This window comes from Stenotrophomonas maltophilia (assembly GCF_039555535.1).
GTDB classification, from domain to species: Bacteria; Pseudomonadota; Gammaproteobacteria; order Xanthomonadales; family Xanthomonadaceae; genus Stenotrophomonas; species Stenotrophomonas maltophilia_Q.
Genome location: NZ_CP154630.1, coordinates 722,862 through 745,152 on the forward strand (window position 1 = coordinate 722,862; position 22,291 = coordinate 745,152).

Genomic DNA, 22,291 nt, shown 5'->3' on the forward strand with positions numbered 1-22,291 from the left:
TTGATGATGAAGATGGCCGCCTGGCGCATCCGTGCGCCGGGCGGCCAGGGGCTTACTTGTAGACCACCACGAAATCGCCGGAGGCGTTGGCGGTACCCTGTGTCGCGTTCTGGCCCGGCGAGGCATACCACGCGCTGTAGTCCAGCTGGCCAGTGCCGCCGGCGGCGATGGTGACCCACTGGGTCGGGTCATCACCGATCTTCTGGTGGTTGCCGGCGCCGTCATACAGGGCCACGCCCACGTTGGTGGCGCCGGACGCGACGGTCAGTGCAAGGTTGCCGGTGCTGCCGTCCGGGGTGCCGCCGAAGCGCACGCCCACATCCTGCTCGGCACCCGAGCCGGTGCAGTCCAGCGCGATGGTGAAGTTCTTCTGGCCAGCACGGGTGTTGGCGTTCACCGAAGCCAGATCGACCTGGCCCATCGGCACGGTGATGGTGCCGCCAGCGGAGCCGACCGAGCAGGTCGACGGCATCAGCTCACCGGTGATTTCCAGTGATTCGGCGTACGCGGCCGGCGCAGCGGCGGCGAGCAGGGACAGGGACAGCAGGCGCAGTTTCAGGGACATGCGAAGTTCTCAACGGAGGGAAGGATGTGCATTGGCCGCGCAGCAGCCAGCGGTGCGTAGTCTCCGCGCTTGCTGTCGCCGGGTGAATGCAACAACTTGCAAATGCACTTGCATGGCGGAAGACCTCCACGCAGTTGCGTCATCACGCACGCGAGGCGGCTGTTCGTGCCCGTTGTTGGCGGAGCGTGGGTTGTCGCCGACACTGGTGCAGATGCGTCAGGCGAAATGCAACAAGTTGAATGTCATTGGCAAGAGCACACTCCTAGTCTGGCGTCCCCCCACGAAGCCGCCGCGTGCTCACGCGGCCACCCGCCACATGCAGTTTCCGACTTCCGCCGCATCGCGGTGGGCCGGCGCAATGCGCCCGGTGAAACCCGTTCCCCTGGCACGTGCCATCGGTACCGCGCTGCTGGCGGGTCTGCCCGCCCTTGCTGTTGCCGCCTCACCCGCACCCGAGTTCAGCGAAGGCTTCCTGCTTGGCGGCGAGGCCATCGACATGGCGCGCTATGTCAACGGCAATCCGCTGCCTGCAGGCGACTACGCGGTGGATGTACATGTGAACGGCCAGTTCCTGCGTAGCCAGGACATCCGCTTCGCCATCGACCAGGACCCGCACGTGGCGGTGCCGTGTATTCCAGTGTCGCTGGTTCGCCTGCTGCCGCTGAAGCCGGAATACCTGGATGCGCTGCCCGGCAATGCAGCGGCCTGCGTCGATCTGGCAGAGCGTGTGCAAGGCGCACGCGTCGCCTTCGACAGCGGCACCCTGGAACTGTCGATCAGCCTGCCGCAGGCCGCACAGGCCAGTACCGCACGCGGCTTCGTGGCGCCGGAGCTGCGCGACGACGGCATCACGGCCGCGTTCGTGAACTACAGCGGCAATCATTACCGAAGCCAGGGGCGTGAGAGTTCCTACCTGGGCCTGAACGCAGGGTTCAATGCCGGGGCCTGGCGGCTGCGTCATCGATCTTCCTTTACACACAGTACGCGTGGCTCGAACTACAACGTCATCAGCAGCCACGTGCAGCGCGACATTCCGGCCTGGAACAGCCAGCTGCTGCTGGGCCAGGGCAATACCGGTGGCGAGCTGTTCGACAGCGTGGCCTTCACCGGTGTGCGCGTGGCCAGCGATGACCGCATGCTGCCCGATTCGCTGCGCGGCTATGCGCCGAAGGTGCAGGGCATCGCCGAAGGCGCGGCACGTGTCACCATCCGCCAGAACGGCAACATCATCCACGAAAGCAACGTGGCGCCCGGTCCATTCTCCATCGAGGATCTGTACCCCACCAGTTTCGGCGGCGACCTGGAGGTCACGGTCACCGAGGCCGATGGCCGCGAGCAGCGCTTCAACGTGAACTTCTCTGCAGTGCCACAGGCGCTGCGCGCAGGTGCTTCGCGCTTCGCGTTCACCGTGGGCGAGCTGCGCGACACCCAGCGCACCCTGCAGCCGCTGCGCTTTGCCGAAGGCACCTACGCGCGTGGCATCAGCAACGGCCTTACCCTGCTGGGCGGTACGCAGGTCGGCCAGCACTACCAATCGCTGTTGTCGGGCGCGGCCATCAACACCCGTATCGGCGCCTTCGGCGTAGACGTCACCCATTCGCGCGCCAACTTGGCGCCGGGTGAGCGCATGTCCGGCAACAGCTTCCGGGTGAACTACCAGCGCTATGTGCAGGCCACCGGCACCAACTTCGGTCTGGCTGCCTACCGCTACAGCACGCGCGGCTTCCTCAGTCTGAACGACACCGCGCGCGTGCTCGGCGGCGGCGCGGTGGACGAATGGGGTTACGGCTTTCGTGCACGCGAGCGCTACCAGCTGAATTTCTCGCAGAAGCTGGGAGAGCGCACCACGCTGCACCTGAGCGGCGGCCAGGTCGCCTACTGGGACAGCAGCCGCAGCCGCAGCGACCTGCAGCTGAGTGTGCAGACCAGCACGCGGCGGGCGAACTACGGGCTGTCGGCCCTGCGCTACCAGCAGGGCGATGGACGCCAGGACACCCGCTATGCCTTCACCCTGAGCGTGCCGCTGGGCCGCACCCATCATGCGCCGCGCATGAGCACCCAGCTCAGCCATGCCGGCAGTGGCGGGCAGGCCCAAGCCACCCTGACCGGCAACCTGGGTGAATCGCGCGCGCTCAGTTACACGCTGTCCACTACCCAGGGCAGCGGGCAAGGCAGCCACAGTGCCTACGCCGCGTGGCAGGGCGGGCGCGGCCACGTCGATGCCGGCTACAGCCGCGTGGGCGACTACAGCAGCCTGTCGCTGGGCGCCTCGGGCAGCGCGGTGCTGCATGGTGGTGGCATCAACCTGGGCGCACCGGTGGGCGATGGCTTCGCGCTGGTACAGGCACCGGGCGCGCAGGGCGCACGCGTGGGCAGCAGCACGGGCGTGCGCGTGGCCGGCAATGGCTATGCACTGGTGCCGCACATCAGCCCGTACCGCTGGAACACGCTGGATCTGGATCCGTCTGGCCTGCCGATGGAAGTGGAACTGTTGCAGACCTCGCAGCGCGTGGCGCCGACCGCTGGTGGGATCGTACGGGTGCCGTTCGACGTGCGCCGTGAGCGCACGCTGTTCATCGACGCCACCGATGCGCTGGGCCAGCCGCTGCCATTCGCCGCGCAGGTACACAGCGAAGACGGCTTGCCGTTGGGTGCGGTGGGGCAGGGTGGGGTGATCCAGCTGCGTGGCGCGCAGGATGCAGGTGCCTTGATTGTCGACCCCGAAGGCGCGGCGCGTTGCCGCATCGAGTACCGAATGCCCGATGCTCCCGACGCCTATGGGCTGTCGTGGAGCGTGGGCGAGTGTGTTCCGCAGCGTCTGGCGGCGGCCAGCGCTTCGCTATGAGTAAGCCGCCGCGTACTTTCAATCCTCGTCAGGAGAATTCCATGAAAGCTTCACTAGTTGCCTGTATCGTCGCGATCACTGTCGGCATGCTGCTCGCCGTGGCCTCGGCCGACTCCGCCACGCTCACCATCAGCGGTCGCGTGCTGCCGGGTACCTGCACACTGGCGGCGCCACCGATCACACTGGACTCGATCAAGGCCGATGAGCTGGTGGTTGGCAACAATGGGCTGAAAACCAGCGCGCTGAACTTCACCGGCTGCGTAGGTGTAAGCAAGGCGGTCTTGTCGTTCAGCGGCACGGCGGCCGATGGCGATGCGCAGCGCTGGAAGAATACCGCCAGCACCGACCCGGCAGCGGGCGTCAGCGTGGCCCTGCTGGCCGGTGCCAGCGGCAACACCTACCTGAAGAACGGCGACACCGGTATTGAAGTGCCGGTCACCGGCGCCACCGCCAGCTACCCGCTGCGTGCCGGCTACTACGCCACCGCGTTGACTGGCCTGCAGGCCGGCGAAGTGCGCACCGAAATCACCGTTACCGCAGACTACGAATAACGCGCCGCGCGCCGCCCCATCGTAGAGTCGAGCTTGCTCGACTGCCTTCCGCGGTGTCTGCGAAGTCGAGCAAGCTCGACTCTACAGCGCGGCGTGCAACTGCACGTCCACATACTCGGCCAACCCCCGGCATGGCAGCAGCAGCCCTTCGCGCACACCATCTGCGGGCGTTTGCGCTGCTGCACCGGTCATGGCTGGCGATTTGGCCACCGATGCAGTGCAGCTGGGTAGTGCTCGGGCCGCTGTCCTGTTGGCCCTGCGCGCGCATGACCGTCGCGGCACACTCACGCTGGAAGACGGACGCAATGCATGGGTGCGTGTCGCCACGCTGAGCAACAATGCATACGAAAGCGGCGCGGCGGTACAGCTGGGTAGCGATGTGCTGCAATCGAGTCATGTGCTTATGGGCGTGATGGTGGGCAGCAGCCGCAGCGATGGTCACGTGGTTTCCACGGCGTCTGGTCGCGGCGGGAAGGAACGCGTGCAAGGAACTACGGTCGGCGTGTACGGCACTTGGCTGCAACAGGCAGATGGCGCGGCTGGAGCCTATCTCGATGCCAGCCTGCAGGCGGCGCAGTTCCGCAGCCATGTGTACGGCGCGAGCCTGACATAAGCGGCCCGCGACTCGCGGCCATGGCTGGCGTCGCTGGAAGGCGGCTTCACATTCAATTTGCGTAGGGGCGCACGTTGGCCATTGCAGCTGCAGCCGCAGGTGCTGTTGCGGCATGCCGACGGCATGGAGGCCGGTGCGGGGCTGCGGGTTTCCACCTGGCATGAGGGCCAGCGCAGCCTGCTGCAACCCTATGCGGCCGTGTACTGGCTGAGCGGCGACATGCACGATTCTCGGAAGAGCGATCGGCGTGAACTGCAGGCGGGTGTCGATCTGCAGTGGGGCGTGCGCCGGGGCGCCTGGGCGGGCCTGAACGCGGAGCACGGTGGTCGCGGCCAGCGTAGGATCTCGGCGCAGATGGGCCTACGCATGGCCTGGTAACCGCTGTGGCGTTGATCTGGCAGAACCGCAACCAATTGCATGGCACTGGCCAGTAAGGCCCGGCACCATGCGCAGCGACTGTTGGCCATCTACAACTCATCGGCCGCCAGCTTCGCGGCGCATTGTGGGTCGCGACCACCAAACAGTGATTATACCCCGCCCGTTACCGGGATGCAGCAGGAGACAATTCATGCTTACCACCGATCTTTCCCTGCGCAGAAGGAATGCGCGGATTCGACGCTTCGCCGTTCATTGCAAGCAAGCTTTCGGAATGCTGAAGCTGCCTTGCAACGGCCTACTTCGAGTGCTGCGGCAACCGCGCAGTTCCGTGTCTTGCGTCAATCCTTTGAAGGGTGGGCAGCGGGCATCGTTTGCCGCGCTGACAGCCGTGGCTGGACTGGTCGCGTGTACCACCGTGCAGGCCTGCTCCACCGTGTCGAGGGAGATTCCCATTGATGAAGACGTCACGGTGAACTACGTCAGCGAGCCGGATGCCTTCTTGACCAATGTCCACACAGGCCGTAACGGCTTATTCACCGGCTGCAGAGCAGCGACGTATGACGTGAACATCCAGGCGAATCTGCCTGGGCTTACCTATGTCCGGGACGTTGAATTGTTTGGTCTGTCGGTTCCCGCGTACGAGTTGCACCCGGGATCACCGCTGGTGGGCATCGTTGCGATCATTGAGAACAGTGGCTCCCCAACTGGCCGACTCCCGCTTTCGATGGGGCCCAACACAACGCAGTACACCACCAGGTCCGGCTCGTTCGGCCTCGATTTCAGGCTGTACACTAGGCTTTTCGCTAGGGGCGGACCAACCAGTGGCGCTCCCTATGGAAATCTGGGCACGATAGAGATTACCTTGCAGCAGGCACCTGGGCTGTCGGTAACCGTTCCGGTCAGTCTGGGCATACAGATGCGTTCGCCGACGTGTACGATCGGTGACAACTCGGTGGTACTTGACAATGTTTCCGCTGATGCGCTGCCTGCGGTAGGGCGCCCGATCGGCGAGAAGACCTTCAACATGCAGATGAATTGTCTGACGGCAGGTGCCAATGTCACGTTGCAGATTGTGGACGCGCTCGATTCCGGTAACGTGGGCAGCCGGTTGACACCGACGTCGGACTCCGATGCGCGGGGGGTGGACCTGGAGCTGTTGCGGGGTGGTAATGCGGTGAGGTTTGGCGAGACCTGGGATCATGGTCCGTCACGGGTGGGTATGCAGAACATTCCCTTCAGCGCGCGTTACGTGCGCAATGCAGAAGCATTGGAGCCTGGTGAGATCAAGGGGCAGGCAACGCTGAGCCTGGACTACAACTGACCTTCATCTGTTTGACGTACTACCAACTGGTAACGGTCTGTCAGGGCATTGATTCTGGATCTCCCCTGAGTAACTCTCATCGCTGACGTAATCGTCCATTGAGCTCAGGGTTGGGGATAGCAATGCTGGCCCCTCCCTTGTCGCCGATTGCCTTCTCCGTATGTCTGCCTTCATTCGTCCACACGCTCCCGCCATCGATGGCGGGAGCGCATTGGCCGTGCTGGCCGTCATTGTTTTTCATATCGATGCTGCGTGGCTGCCCGGTGGCTTCACCGGCGTGGACATGTTCTTCGTCATTTCCGGCTTCGGGATCAGTCAGGCGCTGGCGTCGCGTGGCTCCCAGCCCACGGCCCGTCTGCTGCTGGATTTCTATCGACGTCGCGCGCTGCGGCTGTTGCCGGTGCTGCTGCTGATGCTGCTGGCCACCTTCGTGCTGTCGGCCCTGTTCATTCCGCGCGCATGGCGCAACGAGCAGTTCGACCAGACCGGCTGGGCCGCGTTGGCCGGGCTCAGCAACATTGTCCTGGCCGGCCAGGACGATGACTATTTCTCCCCCGGCGCAGAACTGAATCCGTTCCTGCATACGTGGACATTGGGTGTGGAAGAGCAGTTCTATCTGGTCTTCCCGCTGGTGTTCATGGTGTGGCTGCGCGGCCGCGGGTACTGGTGGTGGACACCTGCGTTGTTGCCGGTACTCACCGGGCTGTCGGTGCTATGGGCGGGCTGGAGGTCTGGCGTTGCTGGTGGCCGGCGGATGGATGGCCCGGCATCTGCCCATGCCGATGCCGGGCGTGCTGGCCACCGTGGTCGGCACGCTGCTGCTGTTGGCAGGCGTTTCCCGACAGGCAGATGGTGGTATCGCCCGGGTTCTGGGCTGGTCGCCGCTGGTGTATCTGGGCCGCCTGTCGTACTCGCTGTATCTGTGGCACTGGCCGCTGCTGGTGCTGCTGCGTTGGACTTATGGGCTGCAGGGCGCGGCATTGTGGCTGTACCCAGTGCTGCTGCTGGCGGTGTCGGCTGCGTCTTATCACTTGGTCGAGCAGCCGCTGCGGAACGCCGGGCCATTGCTGCGTTGGGCGCCGATGAAGACGCTGGCATCGGCGGGGCTTCTGGTGGCGCTGTGTGGCGTGGCCACGTAGGCCAGCGTGGAACATCAGGAGCGCATCTCGCTGAGTGTGACCCGTGACAGCCATGCCTGGTAGGCGCGCCGCTACCCGGCCTGGCGGCCGCTGGAGCCGGTCGCGGCACCGAACCTGGACGGACGTCGCCTGTTCGTTGCCGGCGATTCGCACGCCGCTGCATATCGCACCATGACCAGCATGGTGGCGCGCCAGACCGGCATGGAATTGCATCAGAGCGATCAGGGCGGCTGCAGCTTCGTGAACCTGCTGCGGGCCAGCCCGGCCGCCTGCCAGGGCTTTATCGAGCAGGCGCTTTCGCAGATCGAGCGCGAGGCGCGCCCGGGTGACATCGTGCTGCTGGCGGCATTGCGCACGCCCGAACTGCGGGGCATCGATTGGTCGCAGCAGGACGATGAGACGGTCTACCGCACCTTGCTGACCCAGCAGACGCCGGCCGACGCCCAGGCCGCACGCGAGGAAGCCGAGCGCGTGCTGCAGCGGCTGCAGGTGCTGGGCGTGCAGGTGGTGATCGACGCACCGATGCCGCTGTTCAAGGCCGGCGCCTATCGGTGCTCGGACTGGTTCAACCGCATGAACCCGGCGTGTGCCGGTGGATTGCAGATGCGCCGCGCCGACCTGGAGAGGCTGCGTGCACCGCAGATGGCATTGCTGGTCGATCTTGCCGCGCGCTACCCGTCGCTGGCCGTGTGGGACCCGCTGCCGCTGCTGTGCGGGCCCGAGGTTTGCCTGGCAGTGGAAGATGGCCAGCCGCTGTTCTTCGACAACGACCATTTGAGCGGACACGGCAACCGCGTGTTGCTGCCGCACTTCCGTCAGCTGCTGATCGACACCGTAGAGTCGAGCTTGCTCGACTGATCTTCCTGTAGAGCCGAGCCATGCTCGGCTGCTCTTGAAACGGCGGTCTCAACTTGCAAGCGCAACACTTGAATTGAACTTTGCGAATTCCTCTTCCACCGCTTGATTCGGCGTCTTCCAGCCAAGCGTCTGTCGCGGACGTGCGTTCATCAGGTCGGCAACGTTGTTGAGATATTCCTGGCTGGCCTTGGACAGGTCAGCGCCCTTGGGCATGAACTGGCGCAGCAGGCCATTGGTGTTCTCGTTGCTGCCGCGTTGCCACGGCGCATGTGGGTCGGCGAACCAGAGATCGATGTTCAGCCGTCGCATGAGCTCCTTGTAGCAGGTCATCTCGGTGCCGCGGTCGTAGGTCAGACTTCCAAGCAGAAAGTGAGGCAGCTTCTTCATCTGCCGCGTAAAGCCTTCCAGCGCGTCCTCTGCAGTGCAGCCATCCATCCTGCACAGCAGGACGAAGCGCGTCTTGCGCTCCACCAGCGTGCCCACGCAGGTGCGGTTGAACGCGCCCTTTATCAGGTCGCCTTCCCAATGCCCCGGTATCAAACGCTCAGCCACTTCTTCCGGCCTGTGGGCGATGCGAAGCTCCTCAGGCACCCATGTGCGCTTGGCGGCACTGGTGCGACGCAGACCACGCGTTGGCTTGTGCTGGCGCAACGCTTCCACAAGCTCTTTCTTCAAACCACCGCGCGGGTGCGCGTAGATGGCAGCGTAGATCGTCTCGTGGCTCACGCGCTTGCTCGGGTCATCCGGATGCATGACCCGAAGCTTGGCAGCAATCTGCTGAGGCGACCAGCGATAGAAGACCAGATCGTCACGAACACTCTGGAAAAGTGCGCTGCTCTCCACCAGCTTTCGCCTGCGAACGCTGCGCTTTCGGCGCAGCTGGTAACGCTGCCCTGCGAGCCTGGCAACGTATCCCGGGTGCTCCTGCCGGCCCAGTTCCCGCGACAGGGTGGAAGCGCTGCGACTGAGACGCCTGGCAATGGAATGAATGCTGGACCCGTTGCTGACTTCGATCTGCAGCACGGCACGTTCCTCGGAACTCAAATGACTGTAATGCTTTCCCATGCGGGCACCCTACGCGGTTGCGGGGTGTTGCATGGCGGTGGCATCAATCTGGGGGCACCGGTCGGCGATGGCTTCGCGCTGGTACAGGCACCGGGCGCGCAGGGGGCACGCGTGGGCAGCAGCACGGGCGTGCGCGTGGCCGGCAATGGCTATGCACTGGTGCCGCACATCAGCCCGTACCGCTGGAACACGCTGGATCTGGATCCGGCCGGCCTGCCGATGGAGGTTGAACTGCTGCAGACCTCGCAGCGCGTGGCACCGACCGCCGGTGGCATCGTGCGCGTGCCGTTTGAAGTACGCCGCGAGCGCACCCTGTTCATCGATGCCACCGACGCGCTGGGCCAGCCGTTGCCGTTTGCCGCGCAGGTGCATAGCGAAGATGGCCTGCCGCTGGGCGCAGTGGGGCAGGGCGGGGTGATCCAGCTGCGTGGCGCGCAGGATGCAGGTGCCTTGATTATCGATCCCGAAGGCGCGGCGCGCTGCCGCATCGAGTACCGCATGCCTGACGCTCCGGACGCCTATGGGCTGTCGTGGAGCGTGGGAGTGTGCGTTCCACAGCGTCTGGCGGCGGCCAGCGCGTCGTTGTGAGCATCCATTACGGTCGTTCATCCCCAATCAGGAGAATTCCATGAAATCCTCGTTTCTCGTCTGCGCCTTGGTAGCCTGCGCTGGCATGTTTCCTTCCGTCGCCCTGGCCGACACCGCCACCCTCACCATCAGCGGCCGTGTGCTGCCTGGCACCTGCACCCTGGCGGCACCGCCGATCGCCCTTGATCCGATCAAGGCCGATGAACTGGTGGTGGGCGACAACGGATTGAAGGCTGGCGTGCTCAACTTCACCGGTTGCGTAGGCGTGAGCAAGGCGGTGCTGTCCTTCAGCGGCACGGCGGCCACAGGTGATGCCGAGCGCTGGCAGAACACGGCCAGCACCGACCCCGCAGTGGGTGTGAGCGTGGCCTTGCTGGCGGGTGCCACGGGAACGACCTATCTGAAGAACGGGGATACCGGTATCGAGGTGCCGGTGACCGGTGCAACGGCGAGCTTCCCGCTGCGCGCGGGCTACTACGCAACCGCGTTGACCGGCCTGCAGGCAGGTGAAGTGCGCTCGGAAATCACCGTCACTGCCGACTACGAGTAGAGTCGAGCTTGCGCGGCTGCGTTGTTGTAGAGTCGAGCCATGCTCGGCTGAGGCGCGCAGGGGCCGTGATGTCTCGAAGGCTCGCCTCCACAAGCGACGTGAAGCTGCACATCTCTCACCACGCGCGCGTATGCGCGCGACCCGCGAATGCCACGAATCGCCGCTCGCCGTACTTCGCAACAAGTTGCATGGTCCTGCGCCCGTTTGAACTGCACCATGCATTGCTTCGACCTTTCACCCCGGAGCCATCATGTACGTTGTTCCCAACGTCGCGCGCGCACTGACGCTGGCCGGACTGACGTCGTTCGGCTTTGCCGCGCATGCGGCGTGCGTGCCCAATGTTCCAAGCGTCACCTACGCACAGACCGTGCCGGTGCGCTTCGTGCCTGAGCCAGATGTTTTGCTGCATGTGGCGCACAGCTCCGCCATCAACTATCAGTGCGACGCTGAAGAGTCGGCCACCTTGCGCGCAGCGCTGAGTGGATTGACCTACGTGAGAGACATTAACGATGAACCTGCATACGAACTGAGCCCGGACTCTCCGCTGGTTGTCGTGTACTTCAGCAACTCTCCAGACAATGGCGCTGAAGGTGTTGGCGGTGCGATCGATGCATTGCGTGATAATTCCTGGTCATTCGAGGCTGCTGGAAACTACATGGAAGCCGAGCTGTACTTCTATTCCCGCGGTGGCCCAGTGCGACCGCAGACACAGCGCCGACTTGGCTCGGTACAGGTGCTCGGCTCCGGCTCGGCCGAGTTCCATTTCGAGTTGGGCTATGAATTCCAGGGCACCACCTGCGCGTTGATGGATGCCAGCCCCGTGCTCGACCCCATCAGCGCCGATGCGCTGGACGCCACTGGTAGCGGTGGCGCGAAGGACTTTACTGTGCAGATGGACTGCGGTGTTCCCGGCCGTCCGGTGTCGTTGGAAATCTACGATGCCACCGATCGCAGCAACATGAGCGACATTCTGGCGCCCGCGGCCGGTTCCAGTGCGCAGGGTGTGGGCCTGCAGGTGCTGCACAACGGTCTGCCGTTGCCGATGGGACGGGTGTGGGCGCATACCGATTCCACCGGCGCCAGTGAACGCATCCCGTTCACTGCGCGCTATATCCGCCTGGCAGGTGAGCCGTTGCTGGCCGGCGAGATCATTGGCCAGGCGGTGCTGGTGGCCAACTATTATTGAGCGGAAGTCGCTTGGTGCCTTCGCACCTGCGCCAGATGCCGATTGACCCCGCGGAAATAGCGCGCTGGTGCAGCCGACGTAGAGCCGAGCCATGCTCGGCTGCGCGCGTAGCGCTGCTTCATCGCGAGACGACAGGCAGGAAAGCAGCCGGGCATGGCTCGGCTCTACAATGCAGCGTGCAGCTGCGCATCCACATATTCGGCCAGCCCACGGCACGCCAGCAGCAATCCCTCGCGCGCGTCATCGCCTACCTGCTGGCTGACCTCACCATCCACGCGCACGCGTTCTGTAGCGTGCAGCAACTCCAACAGAAACGTCAGCCCGGCATTGGCGCGGTCGATGCGCGCCAGTGCCAGCCGCTGCCCCGGCGTGCGGCCTTTGCCAGGCCACGGCTGTCCATCGGCGGCGTCGCCCTGGCGGATGTGCTGCAGGCAGTGCAGCAGCGTGATGGTGCCGGGCTCTTCGCCTTCCTGCAGTGCGGCGAAGGTGCTTTCGAGCGTGCGCGCCAGGTCGTCAGGCAGGCGCGTGGCGGCCTCGCCCAAGGTGGCAAACAGGTGGGGATAGTGGGAAGTGGTCATGGCGGCGTCCTTGTGTGCGAAGCAAGGGGCCACCCCGCTTAACAGCGAGGGTGGCGGACGGTGCGTGGTTCCAATACCGGTGATTAGTGTCGCCAAATGCCGGCGGGCACGAGGCCCCCACGCACCGCCCGCCAAAGATCCGCGGACAGAATGCCTGCCGACGCCACCCAGGCACGAGGGAAGGCGGTGACGCCGGCAGGCAAGCGTAAACGACACTAATCAAACGGGATTGGAAGCCCGTGCCACCCGTCGTCGGTGGCATCTACATCTTGCGCACGTAGGTGCTGCTGTACCAATGAGGAAAGTTTCAAATTCAAAATTGTTGCAATCTGCATGCAGGCGCAGTGTGGTCGCGCATTGTGAGGCGAATGCGTCAGCATTCGCGCAGCGTCCTTGTGGAGCCGAGCCGATGCTCGGCTCACAGCGCGAAGCGCAGCGTTCTTCGTGATCTGACCGGAAAGCAGCCGAGCATGGCTCGGCTCTACAGAAGGCGGAACGTGCAATGGAGGCTGCGCGGAAGCCCCTTGTAGAGCCGAGCCGATGCTCGGCTTACTGCGCGAAGCGCGGGTGCATCGTGATCAGAACGGAGAGCAGCCGAGCATGGGCTCGGCTCTACAGCGCGGTGGGTGCAACTGTTGGCCTCACACCGGCGGCAGCACCTTGCCCGGGTTGAGAATCCCATCCGGGTCCAGCGCGGACTTGATCGCGCGCATCGCCGCCAGCGTGGCCGGGCTGAACGCCTGCGCCATGAAATCGCGCTTGGCCAAGCCAATGCCGTGTTCGCCAGAGAGCGTGCCGCCCAGCGACAGCGTCAGTTCGAAGATCTTCGGCAGCGCGGCATGCGCGCGTGCGTTCTCGTCGGCATCGTTCGGGTGGTAGAGGATGTTGACGTGCAGGTTGCCGTTGCCGGCATGACCGAAGGTGACGATGGTGAGCGTGTAGTCGCGTGCCAATGCCTGCACGCCGGCCACCAGTTCCGGAATGCGCGACACCGGCACCACCACGTCTTCATTGATCTTGCCGGGTGCCACGGTGCGCAGTGCCGGCGACAGCGCCTTGCGTGCGGCCCACAGCTGGTCGCGTGCGCGGCCTTCCATCGCCACGTCCAGCTCGATCATGCCGTCGCCCTCGGCGGCGCTGGCCAGTGCCTGCAGCAGGTAGGGCAGGGTGTCGTGGTCGCCATCGGCTTCCACGAGCAGCATCGCGCCAGCCTCGGGTACTTCGGCACCGTTGAGGCGCAGCAGCTCCAGGCTGCGGGCGTCCATGAATTCCAGTCGCGTGGGCACCACTGGCTGCGACATCAGGCGTGACACCGCGGCGGCGGCCGCATCGGCATCGCGGTACAGCACGCGCAGGCCGGCCTGGCTGACCGGCAGCGGGGTGAGCTTGAGGGTGGCTTCCACGATCAGCGCCAGTGTGCCTTCGCTGCCCACCAGCAGGTGGGTGAGGTCGTAGCCGGTGGAATCCTTGGTGTAGGCGCCGCCGCAGCGGATCACCTCGCCGGTGCCGGTCACTGCCACCAGGCCCAGCACGTTGTCGCGGCTGGTGCCGTACTTCACCGCGCGCGGGCCACCGGCGTTGCAGGCCAGGTTGCCGCCCACGCTGCAGATCTCCGCGCTGGACGGGTCCGGCGCCCAGAACAGGCCGTGCGGCGCCAGTGCCTGCTGCAGGGTTCCGTTCAACGCACCCGGCTGCACCACGGCGCAGCGATCACCGGCACGGATGTCGATGATGCGATCCATGCGAGTGAACGACAGCACGATGCTGCCGGGCAATGGCACCGCAGCACCGGTGGTGCCGGTGCCCGCGCCGCGCGCGATCAGCGCCACGCGATGTGCACGGCAGGCGCGCACCAGTGCCTGTACCTGTTCGATGCTGGCGGGCAGCGCGACGGCAGCGGGGCGCTGGTGGCGCCACGAGTTGTCCTGCGCGTTCGCCTCCAGCGCGTTGTCATCCATGCGCCAGCCCTCCGCGCCCAGCAGGGCAGACAGTTCGGCAACCAGGGCAGCGGGCAGGGCAGTACTCATGACGGATCTCGCGGGACAGCAGGGGCGGGTTGGATCAGTTTCCAGGCAACAACGGCGCCGGCCAGCGGCAGCCACACCCAGCGCAGTTCAGAGAGAAGGGTGGCGATGCCGCGCGCGCTGAAGAACTGCGGGGCGAACGGTGAAACGCGGATCGGCCGCCACGGGGCGAAGAAGCGGTGTTCGCTCCACGGCCAGGCCAGGGCAACGCCAAGGCCGCCGGAGGTCATGGCGTCGAGCAGGGGATGGCTGGCGGCGCAGATGAAGACGAATGCCGCCGCCTGCACGGTGGACGCCACCGTTGGCCGCGCCGTGGTAGGTGCCAACCTTGGTTGGCACGAAACCGCCGACCAAGGTCGGCCGCTACCAAAGAACGCCCACACCGCGGCCAACACCGCCAGAACCCCGGCAAACAACAACGAATGGCTTGCACCGCGATGGCCGAACGCATCGGCATAGGGAATGTGCAGTGCAAAGGCCAGTACATCGGCATCGGGCAGCATCGCGGCGACCACACCGGCAGCCAGCAGCCACGCAGGAATGCGGCCACGATCGGCGGCGCACCACAGCGCCAGCGGCACAGCGGCATGGGTGATGATGGACGGCATCAGTCACGCACCATGGTCGTGCCGGCCAGGTTGCGCGCTGGCAGGTGCCAACCTTGGTTGGCACAGAAGCACCGACCAAGGTTGGCCTCTACCAAAGCGGACGGTACCCATCAGCAATCATCCAACCGGAACGCATCCCGCAGCCAATGCAACTGCGGCGGTTCACCCGTGGCTTCCACCACGTCGAAACGACAGGGCGCATTGGCCAGTGCAGGGTTGTCCTGCAGATACAACAACGCGGCATGGGCCAGGCGTCGACACTTGCGCACGTCCACCGAGGCAGCGCCGCCACCGAAGTCGGATCGCGCGCGGTAACGCACTTCCACGAACACCACGGTGCCGGCATCGTCCATCACCAGGTCCAGTTCACCGCCGCGATAACGCACGTTGCGCGCACGCGGCTGCAGTCCGGCCTGTTGCAGATGCTGCTCGGCGGCGGCTTCCACCGCCGAGCCCCGTTGGCTGCGCTCAGCGACCACCGACGATCGGCATCGGCCGGCCGCCATTGAAGGTGGACCAGGCCGGCTGGCGCAGGATGTTGCCGTTGCTGTCCAGGAACAGGGTGCCGGTGGCGCCGTCCAGGCCGCCTTCGTTGGACAGCTTGTCCAGGTAGGCGGTGATCTTCCAGGCATCGGCGCCGAAGGCGAACAGGCGGCCGGCGGCACCGCGTGCGCTGGGCAGGGTGCTGGCCACCTGGCTGGCCGAGGGCAGGCCGGACACGCTGCGCACGTTCCAGGCTTCGTTCGGGTAGACGATGCCGTCCAGCGCCACGTCTTCTTCCACCTTGCCGCTACCGACGGTCAGCTGCGAGGTGCCGACGCGGGTGGCGACACCGGCACCTGCCAGCGCCAGCTGCGGCGCCAGCAGGCGGGCCTGCGGGGCGCGCACGGCGAGGAACACGGCATCGACCTGGCCGGCATTGCGCACCTGCGCGCCGACATCGCCAACCGCGTCGCTGACGCCGACGGTGGCCACCACCTGGCCGCCACGCTGGGCGAAGCGCTGGGCGAAGGCCGCAGCGGCACGGCGGCCGGTGTCGTCGGCACTGTTGATCACCAGCGCCTTGCCGCGCTCGCGGCCACGCAGGTACTCGGCAGCGACGATGCCGTCGTCTTCCGGTGCCAGCGAGAAGCCGGCGCTGCCGGCTGGCGGCGCATCCTTGCCACGGTTCAGGGCCAGCACCGGCACCTGCAGCTGCTGGCGGCCGTACACGGCGTCCACTTCGTCGCGGCCCAGCGGGCCGACCACGAAGTCGGCACCGGAGGCGACGGCCTTGTCATACGCGGCCAGCGCACCGGCCGGGGTACCGGCGGTGTCGATGAAGTTGATGTCCGGGCGGCGGCGGGTCTCGCCGTAGTAGGCGGCCAGCAGGCCATCGCGCACCGGCTGCGCGGCGGTGGCCAGGCGGCCGCTGAGCGGCAGCAGCACGGCCAGCTTGGCCGGCGGACGGTAACCGTCGCTCATGGCCGGCGGGCGCTTGCTGGTATCGAACTGGGCGGCGCCGTCGCGGTCGAACGGGCGCGGCAGAGGCAGGCCACGCGCGATCAGCGCGCGGCCGGCGAAGTTGTACAACGGGTCGTTGGCCGGCAGGGCGGCGGCACGGCTGCGCAGGGTGGCATCGTCAAGCGTACCGAGCAGGCCGGCAATGGCGGCCTGGTTCTCGCTGCGTGCGCTGCCGGTCAGGCTGGCGTGGGCGCGTGCGCGCTCGGTGGCGGCACCGAAGGCATCGCCGGTGCCCTGCAGGGCAGTGGCGCGGGCCAGGTGCCAGCGCGTGCGCAGGGCCGGCAGTACGTTGTCGCCACTGTCCTTCAGCAGGGCCAGGGCCTGTGCCGGCTGCTTGTCGGCCAGTGCCAGCTCGGCGCCGGTCAGCTGGTAGCGCTGCAGGCTGGCGCCGGTCAGCTGGCGGGCGGTGAGCTGGCCCAGCAGGCTGCGCGCGCGGGCGCTGTCGCCGGCCAGGTTCCAGGCCCAGGCTGCATCGGCCAGGGCGTTGGCGCGGGCACCGCCGCGCAGGGTGGCGGCCAGGCCTTCCAGCTGCAGTGCGGCGTCGCGCGGCTTGCCCTGTTCGATCAGCGCCAGCGCCTGGCTCTGGGCCGGCGATTCGGGCGCGCTGGTCAGGCTGGTGGTGGCACAGCCGGCCAGCAGCATCAGCGACAACGACAGGGCGGAGATCCGTGCGGCGGGCTTGTTCATGATCGGGTCCATGCGATGAGGGCAGCGGCCTTGGCCGGGTACACGCTACGATTCTACCCTTGCCCCGTGAGTACCGCTGAAATGAGTGTCCCAACCCTGTACGTCGTCGCCACCCCGATCGGCAACCTGGCCGATCTGAGCCCGCGCGCGCAGGAGGTGCTGCGCTCGGTGGCGGCCATCTGTGCCGAGGACACCCGCCGCAGCGGCCAGCTGCTGTCCCATTTCGGCATCCAGCAGCCGCTGGTGGCCCTGCACGAACACAATGAAGAGGCCCTGTCGCAGCGCCTGGTGTCGCGCCTGCAGGCGGGTGAGTCGCTGGCGCTGGTGAGCGATGCGGGCACCCCGCTGGTCAGCGACCCCGGCTTCCGCCTGGTGCGTGCTGCCCGTGCGGCTGGCATCAAGGTCAGCCCGATTCCCGGGGCCTGCGCTGCCATCGCCGCGCTGAGCGTGGCCGGTCTGCCCAGCGATCGCTTCAGCTTCGAAGGCTTCCTGCCGGCCAAGGCCAGCGGCCGCCGCGACCGCCTGCAGGCGCTGGCCGGCGAAGTGCGCACGATGGTGTTCTACGAATCCTCGCACCGCATCGCCGAATCGCTGGCGGACATGGCGGCGATCTTCGGCGGCGAGCGCCCGGCGGTGCTGGCACGCGAGCTGACCAAGCTGTTCGAGACCGTGCTTGATGGCGACCTGGCCGGCCTGCTGGCCAAGGTGGAAGCCGACGAGAACCAGCGCAAGGGCGAGTTCGTGGTGATGGTGCAGGGCGCCGGCGATGATGAGGAAGCGCAACTGGCGCATGGCCGCCGTGTGTACGCCAAGCTGAGCGAGCATCTGCCGCCGTCGACCGCGGCGAAGCTGGCGGCCGAGTTGACCGGTGCGCCGCGCAAGGCGTTGTACGGGAGTTGATGGATCGTGCGGACCAAGGTCCGCACCCACCAAGGCGGAATCGGCGCGGCATCGGTAGATCCACGCCATGCGTGGATGAATGAACCCCACCCGGATCCGCACCCCGGGGTGCGCCGTCCGGCCTCAGCCCGGTGCGATGCCGTCCAGGGCACGCAGATAATGGCAATCTCGGCAACCACGGAGGAAAGCTCAGGGGCACGCAGGCGATTCCTGCGCAGGAACGCGCGCCACTGAGCCCGCTTCTGGGCATCCCTGGCGAACGCCTGGGTCAGCCCGTACGGCAGCGGCGTCGGTGCAGGGGTGCCGCGTCGGTCAAAGGTCGCAGCAATGGCGGCTGCAAGGCCGGGGCGATCCATGGCGTCCTCGCGCGCCAGTGCCAGCAGGTCGAAGAAGTCTTTCATCCTGCTGTTGGCAATGCCGAGGGCGGCAATGGCCTCCAGCTTTTCGGCGAACACCGTCTCGCGTGGGTAGACGCGCAGGCAAGGTGGCGGAAAGCCATCCAGCATCACCGGATAGGCAATTTCCGGAGGTGGGGCGGTGACCGCGTCGCCAAACCCCACATCCCACTGCACATGGCAGCGCGCTCGGCCCAAATAGGCGATCAGGCGCAGGCGCAGCCCCTCATATGCAGCGTCTTCGCGGGTAGCTTCGATGGTGATGCTGGCTGGATCGAAACGCAGGCCGTCGTCGCTTGCCATTGCACAGAGCGCGCGTGCGATGTCCAGAAGATGGTCGGGCTCAGCACTGCCGAATCTGAGGAAATCGGCATCCCGTGTGGGCCGGTGTGGTGCATCGAACCAGGCCACGAACAGCAGGGCGCCCTTCAGCAGGAACTGGTCGCGGAAGGATGAGGTCGAGAGCCGGTAGAGCAGGCGTTCAACGGCGAATCTGTCCAGCACGAACTGGAAGTCTTCGTTGCGGCTGCGTGCGAGATCGAGCAGCCGTTGCCGGATGGAAGCAACGCGCTGGGGGAGCGGCAGGGAGTGGGTCACGCCAGGGCATCGAGGTACGGTCTCATCAGTCTGGCAACGCGGCAGATCCGCGCATACTCCATCAGTGCGTTTGGGGTCGTGGCGCGGCTGCGAAGCGCGTCACGCAACGCCTCGATAGCGACATCGAGGCCAACGAGATTGCGGTACTTGAAGCAGTCGGCGACGGTTTTGGCAACGTTGCTGACGTAGATGCAGCGCGTGCCCACGCGGCGTTCTTCCAGTCCTGCATTGAGTGTCGTTGGCGACATGCGGACCACCCGGAGCGGCGGCCAGTCGATGCGGGGCGCGCGGTCACTGTTGCCAATGGCTGCCCAGATCTCGAACGGCGCCTGGGTGGTCAGCCCATGTAGGCGCAGCGCACTCAACAGACACAGACGGGGGTGCGGCAGGCGTTCGGCAATGATCCGCAGTCCATCGTCGGTGTCGCCGCGGGCTTTTCCTGGCAATGCGTAGACGCCGCGGGACATCCGGATGAGTGCGCCGGCGTCGACCAGGCGCGCCAGTTGCGCACGGGCGATTCCGGCAGCCACCAGTTCGCGCGCGCGCAGCGTGCCTGCGCGCTGCAGTAGCTTTCGTGCCCTGGCCTCAGCATTTCCCATGGCGGCATTGTTCCATAATGCAGGTTGTTTTCAATATCAACCGGCAAAATGGAACATCTGGTGCCGGGCCATTTCCGGCGAGGTAGATCCACGCCACGCGTGGATGGATGAACGACGCGCCGCGATCAACGCGGCAGGAACCACCCGCGTGCGCTAGAATGCGCGCTGGCGGAGCCGGCCAGACAGTCGCGTCATCCCTTCGGGGGTGCCGAGGAAAGTCCGGGCTCCATAGGGCAAGGTGCCAGGTAACGCCTGGGCGGCGCAAGCCGACGGAAAGTGCAACAGAAAGATACCGCCTACGTCTTCTTCGGAAGGCCGGTAAGGGTGAAATGGTGCGGTAAGAGCGCACCGCGAGTCTGGCAACAGACCGGCACGGCAAACCCCACCTGGAGCAAGACCAAATAGGGATCCTTTGGCGCGGCCCGCGTTGGATCCGGGTAGGTTGCTTGAGCGTTGCGGTGACGTAACGCCTAGAGGAATGACTGTCCACGACAGAACCCGGCTTATCGGCCGGCTCCGCCTCTTTCTTACGGTAAGCCGAGCATGGCTCGGCTCTACAGTAGAGCCGAGCCATGCTCGGCTGCTCTCCGCCCAGATGCTTGGGATGTTGTTCAACCCGGCGTGCGGTACTGCCCTGCGGAAATGAACTGCTCGAACCTTTCGCACCACACAACCACGGTGGTGTAGTCGTCCACGTTGACGCTCTCAGGCACCTCCACCAGGAACCGGTTGAAGGTCTTCACCTCGCCGATGCGCTGGGCCTGCGCCTTGATCTTCAGGAAGTCGGCCTTGTTGTCGACGAAGTCGCGCACCAGGTAGACCTTGTAGTCCGGCCCCGGGCCCATCTTGCCGTCGAACGCGACCTGGCGCGCGCTGACACTGACCTTGCCGTCGGCCCAGTGCACGGCGTCGCTGCCCTTGAGGTCGCGACGGAAGGTGGTGTGGTAACGGGCGTCGCCCATCGCCGCCTGCACCTGCGCGACCGGCGGGTCGTCTGGGGCGATCAGGATCGGCAGCAGGTAGATGCCCAGGCCGAAGCCCAGGCCGAGGGCGAGCAGGTGGGTGACGGCAAGTACGAAGACACGGCGCATCGATGACTCCCTGTGGATCGGTGGGGCGCGCGGCAGGATCGCGCCGGGTCATCGTGTGACGTGCGTGCAGACATTTATAGACACAGAAAACAGGTACAGGCTCAGAAATCGACCTGGCTCTGGCCGAGGGCGACACCCTGCGGGCCGAAGCGGCGCTCGTGGATCTGGCCGTGGCCATGGGCGTCGATCAACAGCACCGTGCTGGCGCGGGTGCCGTAGTCGTCGCCACGGATGAAGGCCGGGCTCAGCCAGCGCTCGCGCTCCAGGCCGATGCCGGTGTCGGGCAGGTCGCTGTCGGCCGGGCGGTGTTCATCGGCCAGAGCATTCCAGAGCGGGGTCAGATCCCTTTCCTCTTGGGAAAGGGATCTGACCCCGTCTTCCTTCAGCCAGGCGGAAAGCGCAGCCATCAGCCGGCGGGTCTTCGGCCACGGCGCGTCCAGTGCGCCGTTGGACATGCCGTGCACGCCGGGGCCCAGGCGCTGGCGTTCGGCCGGGTGGTTGCCCAGGTACTCCAGGCTGTCGCCATCGGCCAGCAGCAGGTTGAAGGGCGCATATGCGCCCGCCACGATGGCCAGCCGGTCGATATGCACGGCGGCCGGGTCGCGGCCGCGCAGGAAGTCGGCCACCAGCGCCCCCCGGGACGGGCCGGTCTGTGCGGCCAGCGGATCGCGGACATTGGTGACCACGGCCATGCGGCCGCCGGCACCAACGCCGGCCCAGCCACCGCCGGAGCGCAGGTCGCGCCCCCCGATGACGGAGGTCTCATCCTGCCAGGGGGCCAGCGCGGCGGTCGGGCGGGCGTGGAACTCATCACGGTTGCCGGTCATCACCAGCCGCCAGCGCGGGTGGTGCATCCAGCCAAGAGCGAGCAGGCACATGGCCTCATTGTGCATCGTTTGCGCAGTCCGGCGGCGTTTCCGCCCGGTTCCGGATGAATGCGCGGGAGATGTTTCACGCCCTGTCCACAGCCCTGAACTTCCGTTCAATCTCAAAAATTGAGACGGATCAGCAACTTGTGGATAAGCCTTGAACAATTCTCTAAAGGTTGTTGCAAGCCATTGATGCGGCTGGCGATTTCCCCGCTGAAAAGTTGTTGACAACCCTTCGGCCGCTGCTAAGGTGGGCATCAGAGGGAAATCCGGGTGTTTTGTGGGTTTTCGTGGTTCAATGTTTCACCGGGCGAAGGATAGGTGCACGCGTCGTGTTCCAGGGCGAGACGGCCATCACAGTTGACGATAAAGGGCGCATGGCGGTTCCCACCGCTTACCGCGACCTCGTCGCGCGCGCCAGCAACAACCGTCTCGTGCTGACTTACAACCCGTTCGAAGCCGGCTGCCTGTGGCTGTATGCAGAGTCGGAATGGGAGCGGGTCCGCGACGACGTCATGTCCAAGCCCAACACCCAGCGCGTCGTACGCCTGTTGCAGCAGAAGCTGGTCGGCTCGGCCGCCCATCTGGAGCTGGACGGCAACGGTCGCATCAGCATCCCCGCCAGCCACCGCGGTGCGGTGGGCATTGAGAAGAAGGCGGTATTGCTCGGTATGGGCGACAAGTTCGAATTGTGGAGCGAGCAGGCGCATCGGGCCCTGATCCAGCAGACGTTGTCTGACGAGGATCTGGGTGATGGGTTGCTCGACCTGAAGTTGTGAGC

The 22,291-nt window shown here is 65.9% G+C and carries 23 protein-coding genes, 1 other RNA gene and 2 pseudogenes; 15 read left to right on the plus strand and 11 right to left on the minus strand.

The window, feature by feature from the left end; translation table 11 throughout:
• Positions 1-52 precede the first annotated feature (52 nt).
• Positions 53-565, minus strand: a complete 513-nt coding sequence (locus tag AASM09_RS03210) for a fimbrial protein (RefSeq protein WP_049429503.1) — start codon at positions 563-565, stop codon at positions 53-55.
• A 367-nt stretch (positions 566-932) separates the two neighbouring features.
• Between AASM09_RS03210 and AASM09_RS03215 the strand changes: the two genes are divergently transcribed.
• The 8 genes and pseudogenes from AASM09_RS03215 to AASM09_RS03250 all read left to right on the plus strand — a co-directional run bounded on the left by AASM09_RS03215 (position 933) and on the right by AASM09_RS03250 (position 8,270).
• Entirely contained in the window at positions 933-3,410 is a 2,478-nt protein-coding gene (locus AASM09_RS03215; RefSeq protein WP_308306956.1) for a fimbria/pilus outer membrane usher protein, read from the plus strand.
• Positions 3,411-3,451: 41 nt separating this feature from the next.
• Entirely contained in the window at positions 3,452-3,961 is a 510-nt protein-coding gene (locus AASM09_RS03220; protein ID WP_049429504.1) for a fimbrial protein, read from the plus strand.
• Positions 3,962-4,163: 202 nt separating this feature from the next.
• Positions 4,164-4,574 carry an autotransporter outer membrane beta-barrel domain-containing protein gene (locus tag AASM09_RS03225; protein ID WP_157804764.1) on the plus strand — a complete coding sequence of 137 codons (411 nt, stop codon included), beginning with the start codon at positions 4,164-4,166 and terminating at the stop codon, positions 4,572-4,574.
• An 81-nt stretch (positions 4,575-4,655) separates the two neighbouring features.
• A complete protein-coding gene (locus AASM09_RS03230) occupies positions 4,656-4,952 on the plus strand; it encodes an autotransporter outer membrane beta-barrel domain-containing protein (protein ID WP_049429506.1) in 297 nt (98 codons plus the stop codon).
• A gap of 190 nt (positions 4,953-5,142) precedes the next feature.
• Positions 5,143-6,273, plus strand: coding sequence for a fimbrial protein (locus AASM09_RS03235; protein ID WP_238378674.1), 1,131 nt, complete (start codon positions 5,143-5,145; stop codon positions 6,271-6,273).
• Between the two features lie 160 nt (positions 6,274-6,433).
• Positions 6,434-6,928, plus strand: a pseudogene (locus AASM09_RS03240) (acyltransferase family protein); the annotation flags it as partial.
• A gap of 103 nt (positions 6,929-7,031) precedes the next feature.
• Positions 7,032-7,412 (plus strand): acyltransferase family protein, encoded by a 381-nt coding sequence (locus AASM09_RS03245; protein ID WP_238378721.1) that lies wholly within the window; start codon positions 7,032-7,034, stop codon positions 7,410-7,412.
• 171 nt (positions 7,413-7,583) lie between these two features.
• The gene (locus AASM09_RS03250; RefSeq protein ID WP_238378675.1) at positions 7,584-8,270 is read left to right on the plus strand and encodes an SGNH hydrolase domain-containing protein; all 687 of its coding nucleotides are present in this window, start codon (positions 7,584-7,586) and stop codon (positions 8,268-8,270) included.
• 48 nt (positions 8,271-8,318) lie between these two features.
• On the opposite strand, the gene AASM09_RS03255 is transcribed toward AASM09_RS03250, so the two are convergent.
• The gene (locus AASM09_RS03255; protein WP_080355024.1) at positions 8,319-9,335 is read right to left on the minus strand and encodes an IS30 family transposase; all 1,017 of its coding nucleotides are present in this window, start codon (positions 9,333-9,335) and stop codon (positions 8,319-8,321) included.
• On the opposite strand from AASM09_RS03255, the gene AASM09_RS03260 reads away from it, so the two are divergent.
• From AASM09_RS03260 to AASM09_RS03270, 3 genes are all read left to right on the plus strand, one after another.
• Positions 9,315-9,923 carry a fimbria/pilus outer membrane usher protein gene (locus AASM09_RS03260; RefSeq protein ID WP_238378676.1) on the plus strand — a complete coding sequence of 203 codons (609 nt, stop codon included), beginning with the start codon at positions 9,315-9,317 and terminating at the stop codon, positions 9,921-9,923. The genes AASM09_RS03255 and AASM09_RS03260 overlap by 21 nt on opposite strands.
• 85 nt (positions 9,924-10,008) lie before the next feature.
• A complete protein-coding gene (locus AASM09_RS03265) occupies positions 10,009-10,473 on the plus strand; it encodes a fimbrial protein (protein WP_100443766.1) in 465 nt (154 codons plus the stop codon).
• A gap of 250 nt (positions 10,474-10,723) precedes the next feature.
• Complete coding sequence (locus AASM09_RS03270) at positions 10,724-11,659, plus strand: fimbrial protein (RefSeq protein WP_049428916.1); 936 nt, start codon at positions 10,724-10,726, stop codon at positions 11,657-11,659.
• A gap of 164 nt (positions 11,660-11,823) precedes the next feature.
• Here the strand turns inward: AASM09_RS03270 and AASM09_RS03275 are convergent, their stop codons facing one another.
• From AASM09_RS03275 to AASM09_RS03295, 5 genes are all read right to left on the minus strand, one after another.
• Positions 11,824-12,237, minus strand: coding sequence for a hypothetical protein (locus AASM09_RS03275; RefSeq protein ID WP_049428915.1), 414 nt, complete (start codon positions 12,235-12,237; stop codon positions 11,824-11,826).
• A 641-nt stretch (positions 12,238-12,878) separates the two neighbouring features.
• The gene (locus AASM09_RS03280) at positions 12,879-14,264 is read right to left on the minus strand and encodes an FAD-binding oxidoreductase (protein WP_049428914.1); all 1,386 of its coding nucleotides are present in this window, start codon (positions 14,262-14,264) and stop codon (positions 12,879-12,881) included.
• On the minus strand, positions 14,261-14,869 hold the full coding sequence (locus AASM09_RS03285) for a metal-dependent hydrolase (RefSeq protein ID WP_049428913.1): 609 nt from the start codon (positions 14,867-14,869) through the stop codon (positions 14,261-14,263). The genes AASM09_RS03280 and AASM09_RS03285 overlap by 4 nt, the downstream gene beginning before the upstream one ends.
• A 110-nt stretch (positions 14,870-14,979) precedes the next feature.
• Positions 14,980-15,348, minus strand: coding sequence for a YraN family protein (locus AASM09_RS03290; protein WP_180848833.1), 369 nt, complete (start codon positions 15,346-15,348; stop codon positions 14,980-14,982).
• Complete coding sequence (locus tag AASM09_RS03295; protein WP_049428911.1) at positions 15,338-17,059, minus strand: penicillin-binding protein activator; 1,722 nt, start codon at positions 17,057-17,059, stop codon at positions 15,338-15,340. The genes AASM09_RS03290 and AASM09_RS03295 overlap by 11 nt, the downstream gene beginning before the upstream one ends.
• Before the next feature lie 81 nt (positions 17,060-17,140).
• On the opposite strand from AASM09_RS03295, the gene rsmI reads away from it, so the two are divergent.
• Complete coding sequence (gene rsmI, locus AASM09_RS03300) at positions 17,141-17,959, plus strand: 16S rRNA (cytidine(1402)-2'-O)-methyltransferase (RefSeq protein WP_005408070.1); 819 nt, start codon at positions 17,141-17,143, stop codon at positions 17,957-17,959.
• A gap of 263 nt (positions 17,960-18,222) precedes the next feature.
• On the opposite strand, the pseudogene AASM09_RS03305 reads toward rsmI, so the two are convergent.
• Both AASM09_RS03305 and AASM09_RS03310 read right to left on the minus strand, forming a co-directional pair.
• Positions 18,223-18,951, minus strand: a pseudogene (locus AASM09_RS03305) (nucleotidyl transferase AbiEii/AbiGii toxin family protein); the annotation flags it as partial.
• The gene (locus AASM09_RS03310; RefSeq protein WP_049428909.1) at positions 18,948-19,550 is read right to left on the minus strand and encodes a type IV toxin-antitoxin system AbiEi family antitoxin domain-containing protein; all 603 of its coding nucleotides are present in this window, start codon (positions 19,548-19,550) and stop codon (positions 18,948-18,950) included. The gene AASM09_RS03310 and the pseudogene AASM09_RS03305, both read right to left, overlap by 4 nt.
• Here AASM09_RS03310 and AASM09_RS03315 point away from each other — a divergent pair.
• Both AASM09_RS03315 and rnpB read left to right on the plus strand, forming a co-directional pair.
• Entirely contained in the window at positions 19,549-19,707 is a 159-nt protein-coding gene (locus AASM09_RS03315; protein WP_157804763.1) for a hypothetical protein, read from the plus strand. The two genes, AASM09_RS03310 and AASM09_RS03315, sit on opposite strands and share 2 nt — an antisense overlap.
• A gap of 13 nt (positions 19,708-19,720) precedes the next feature.
• Positions 19,721-20,072, plus strand: an RNA gene (gene rnpB / locus AASM09_RS03320) — RNase P RNA component class A.
• Positions 20,073-20,161: 89 nt separating this feature from the next.
• Here the strand turns inward: rnpB and AASM09_RS03325 are convergent.
• Together AASM09_RS03325 and AASM09_RS03330 are read right to left on the minus strand one after the other, a co-directional pair.
• Positions 20,162-20,641: a DM13 domain-containing protein gene (locus AASM09_RS03325; RefSeq protein WP_049428908.1), complete on the minus strand. Its 480-nt coding sequence runs from the start codon at positions 20,639-20,641 to the stop codon at positions 20,162-20,164.
• A 101-nt stretch (positions 20,642-20,742) separates the two neighbouring features.
• Positions 20,743-21,519 carry an NRDE family protein gene (locus AASM09_RS03330; RefSeq protein WP_049428922.1) on the minus strand — a complete coding sequence of 259 codons (777 nt, stop codon included), beginning with the start codon at positions 21,517-21,519 and terminating at the stop codon, positions 20,743-20,745.
• 368 nt (positions 21,520-21,887) lie between these two features.
• On the opposite strand from AASM09_RS03330, the gene AASM09_RS03335 reads away from it, so the two are divergent.
• Positions 21,888-22,289 carry a division/cell wall cluster transcriptional repressor MraZ gene (locus AASM09_RS03335; RefSeq protein ID WP_008266948.1) on the plus strand — a complete coding sequence of 134 codons (402 nt, stop codon included), beginning with the start codon at positions 21,888-21,890 and terminating at the stop codon, positions 22,287-22,289.
• Positions 22,290-22,291 lie beyond the last annotated feature (2 nt).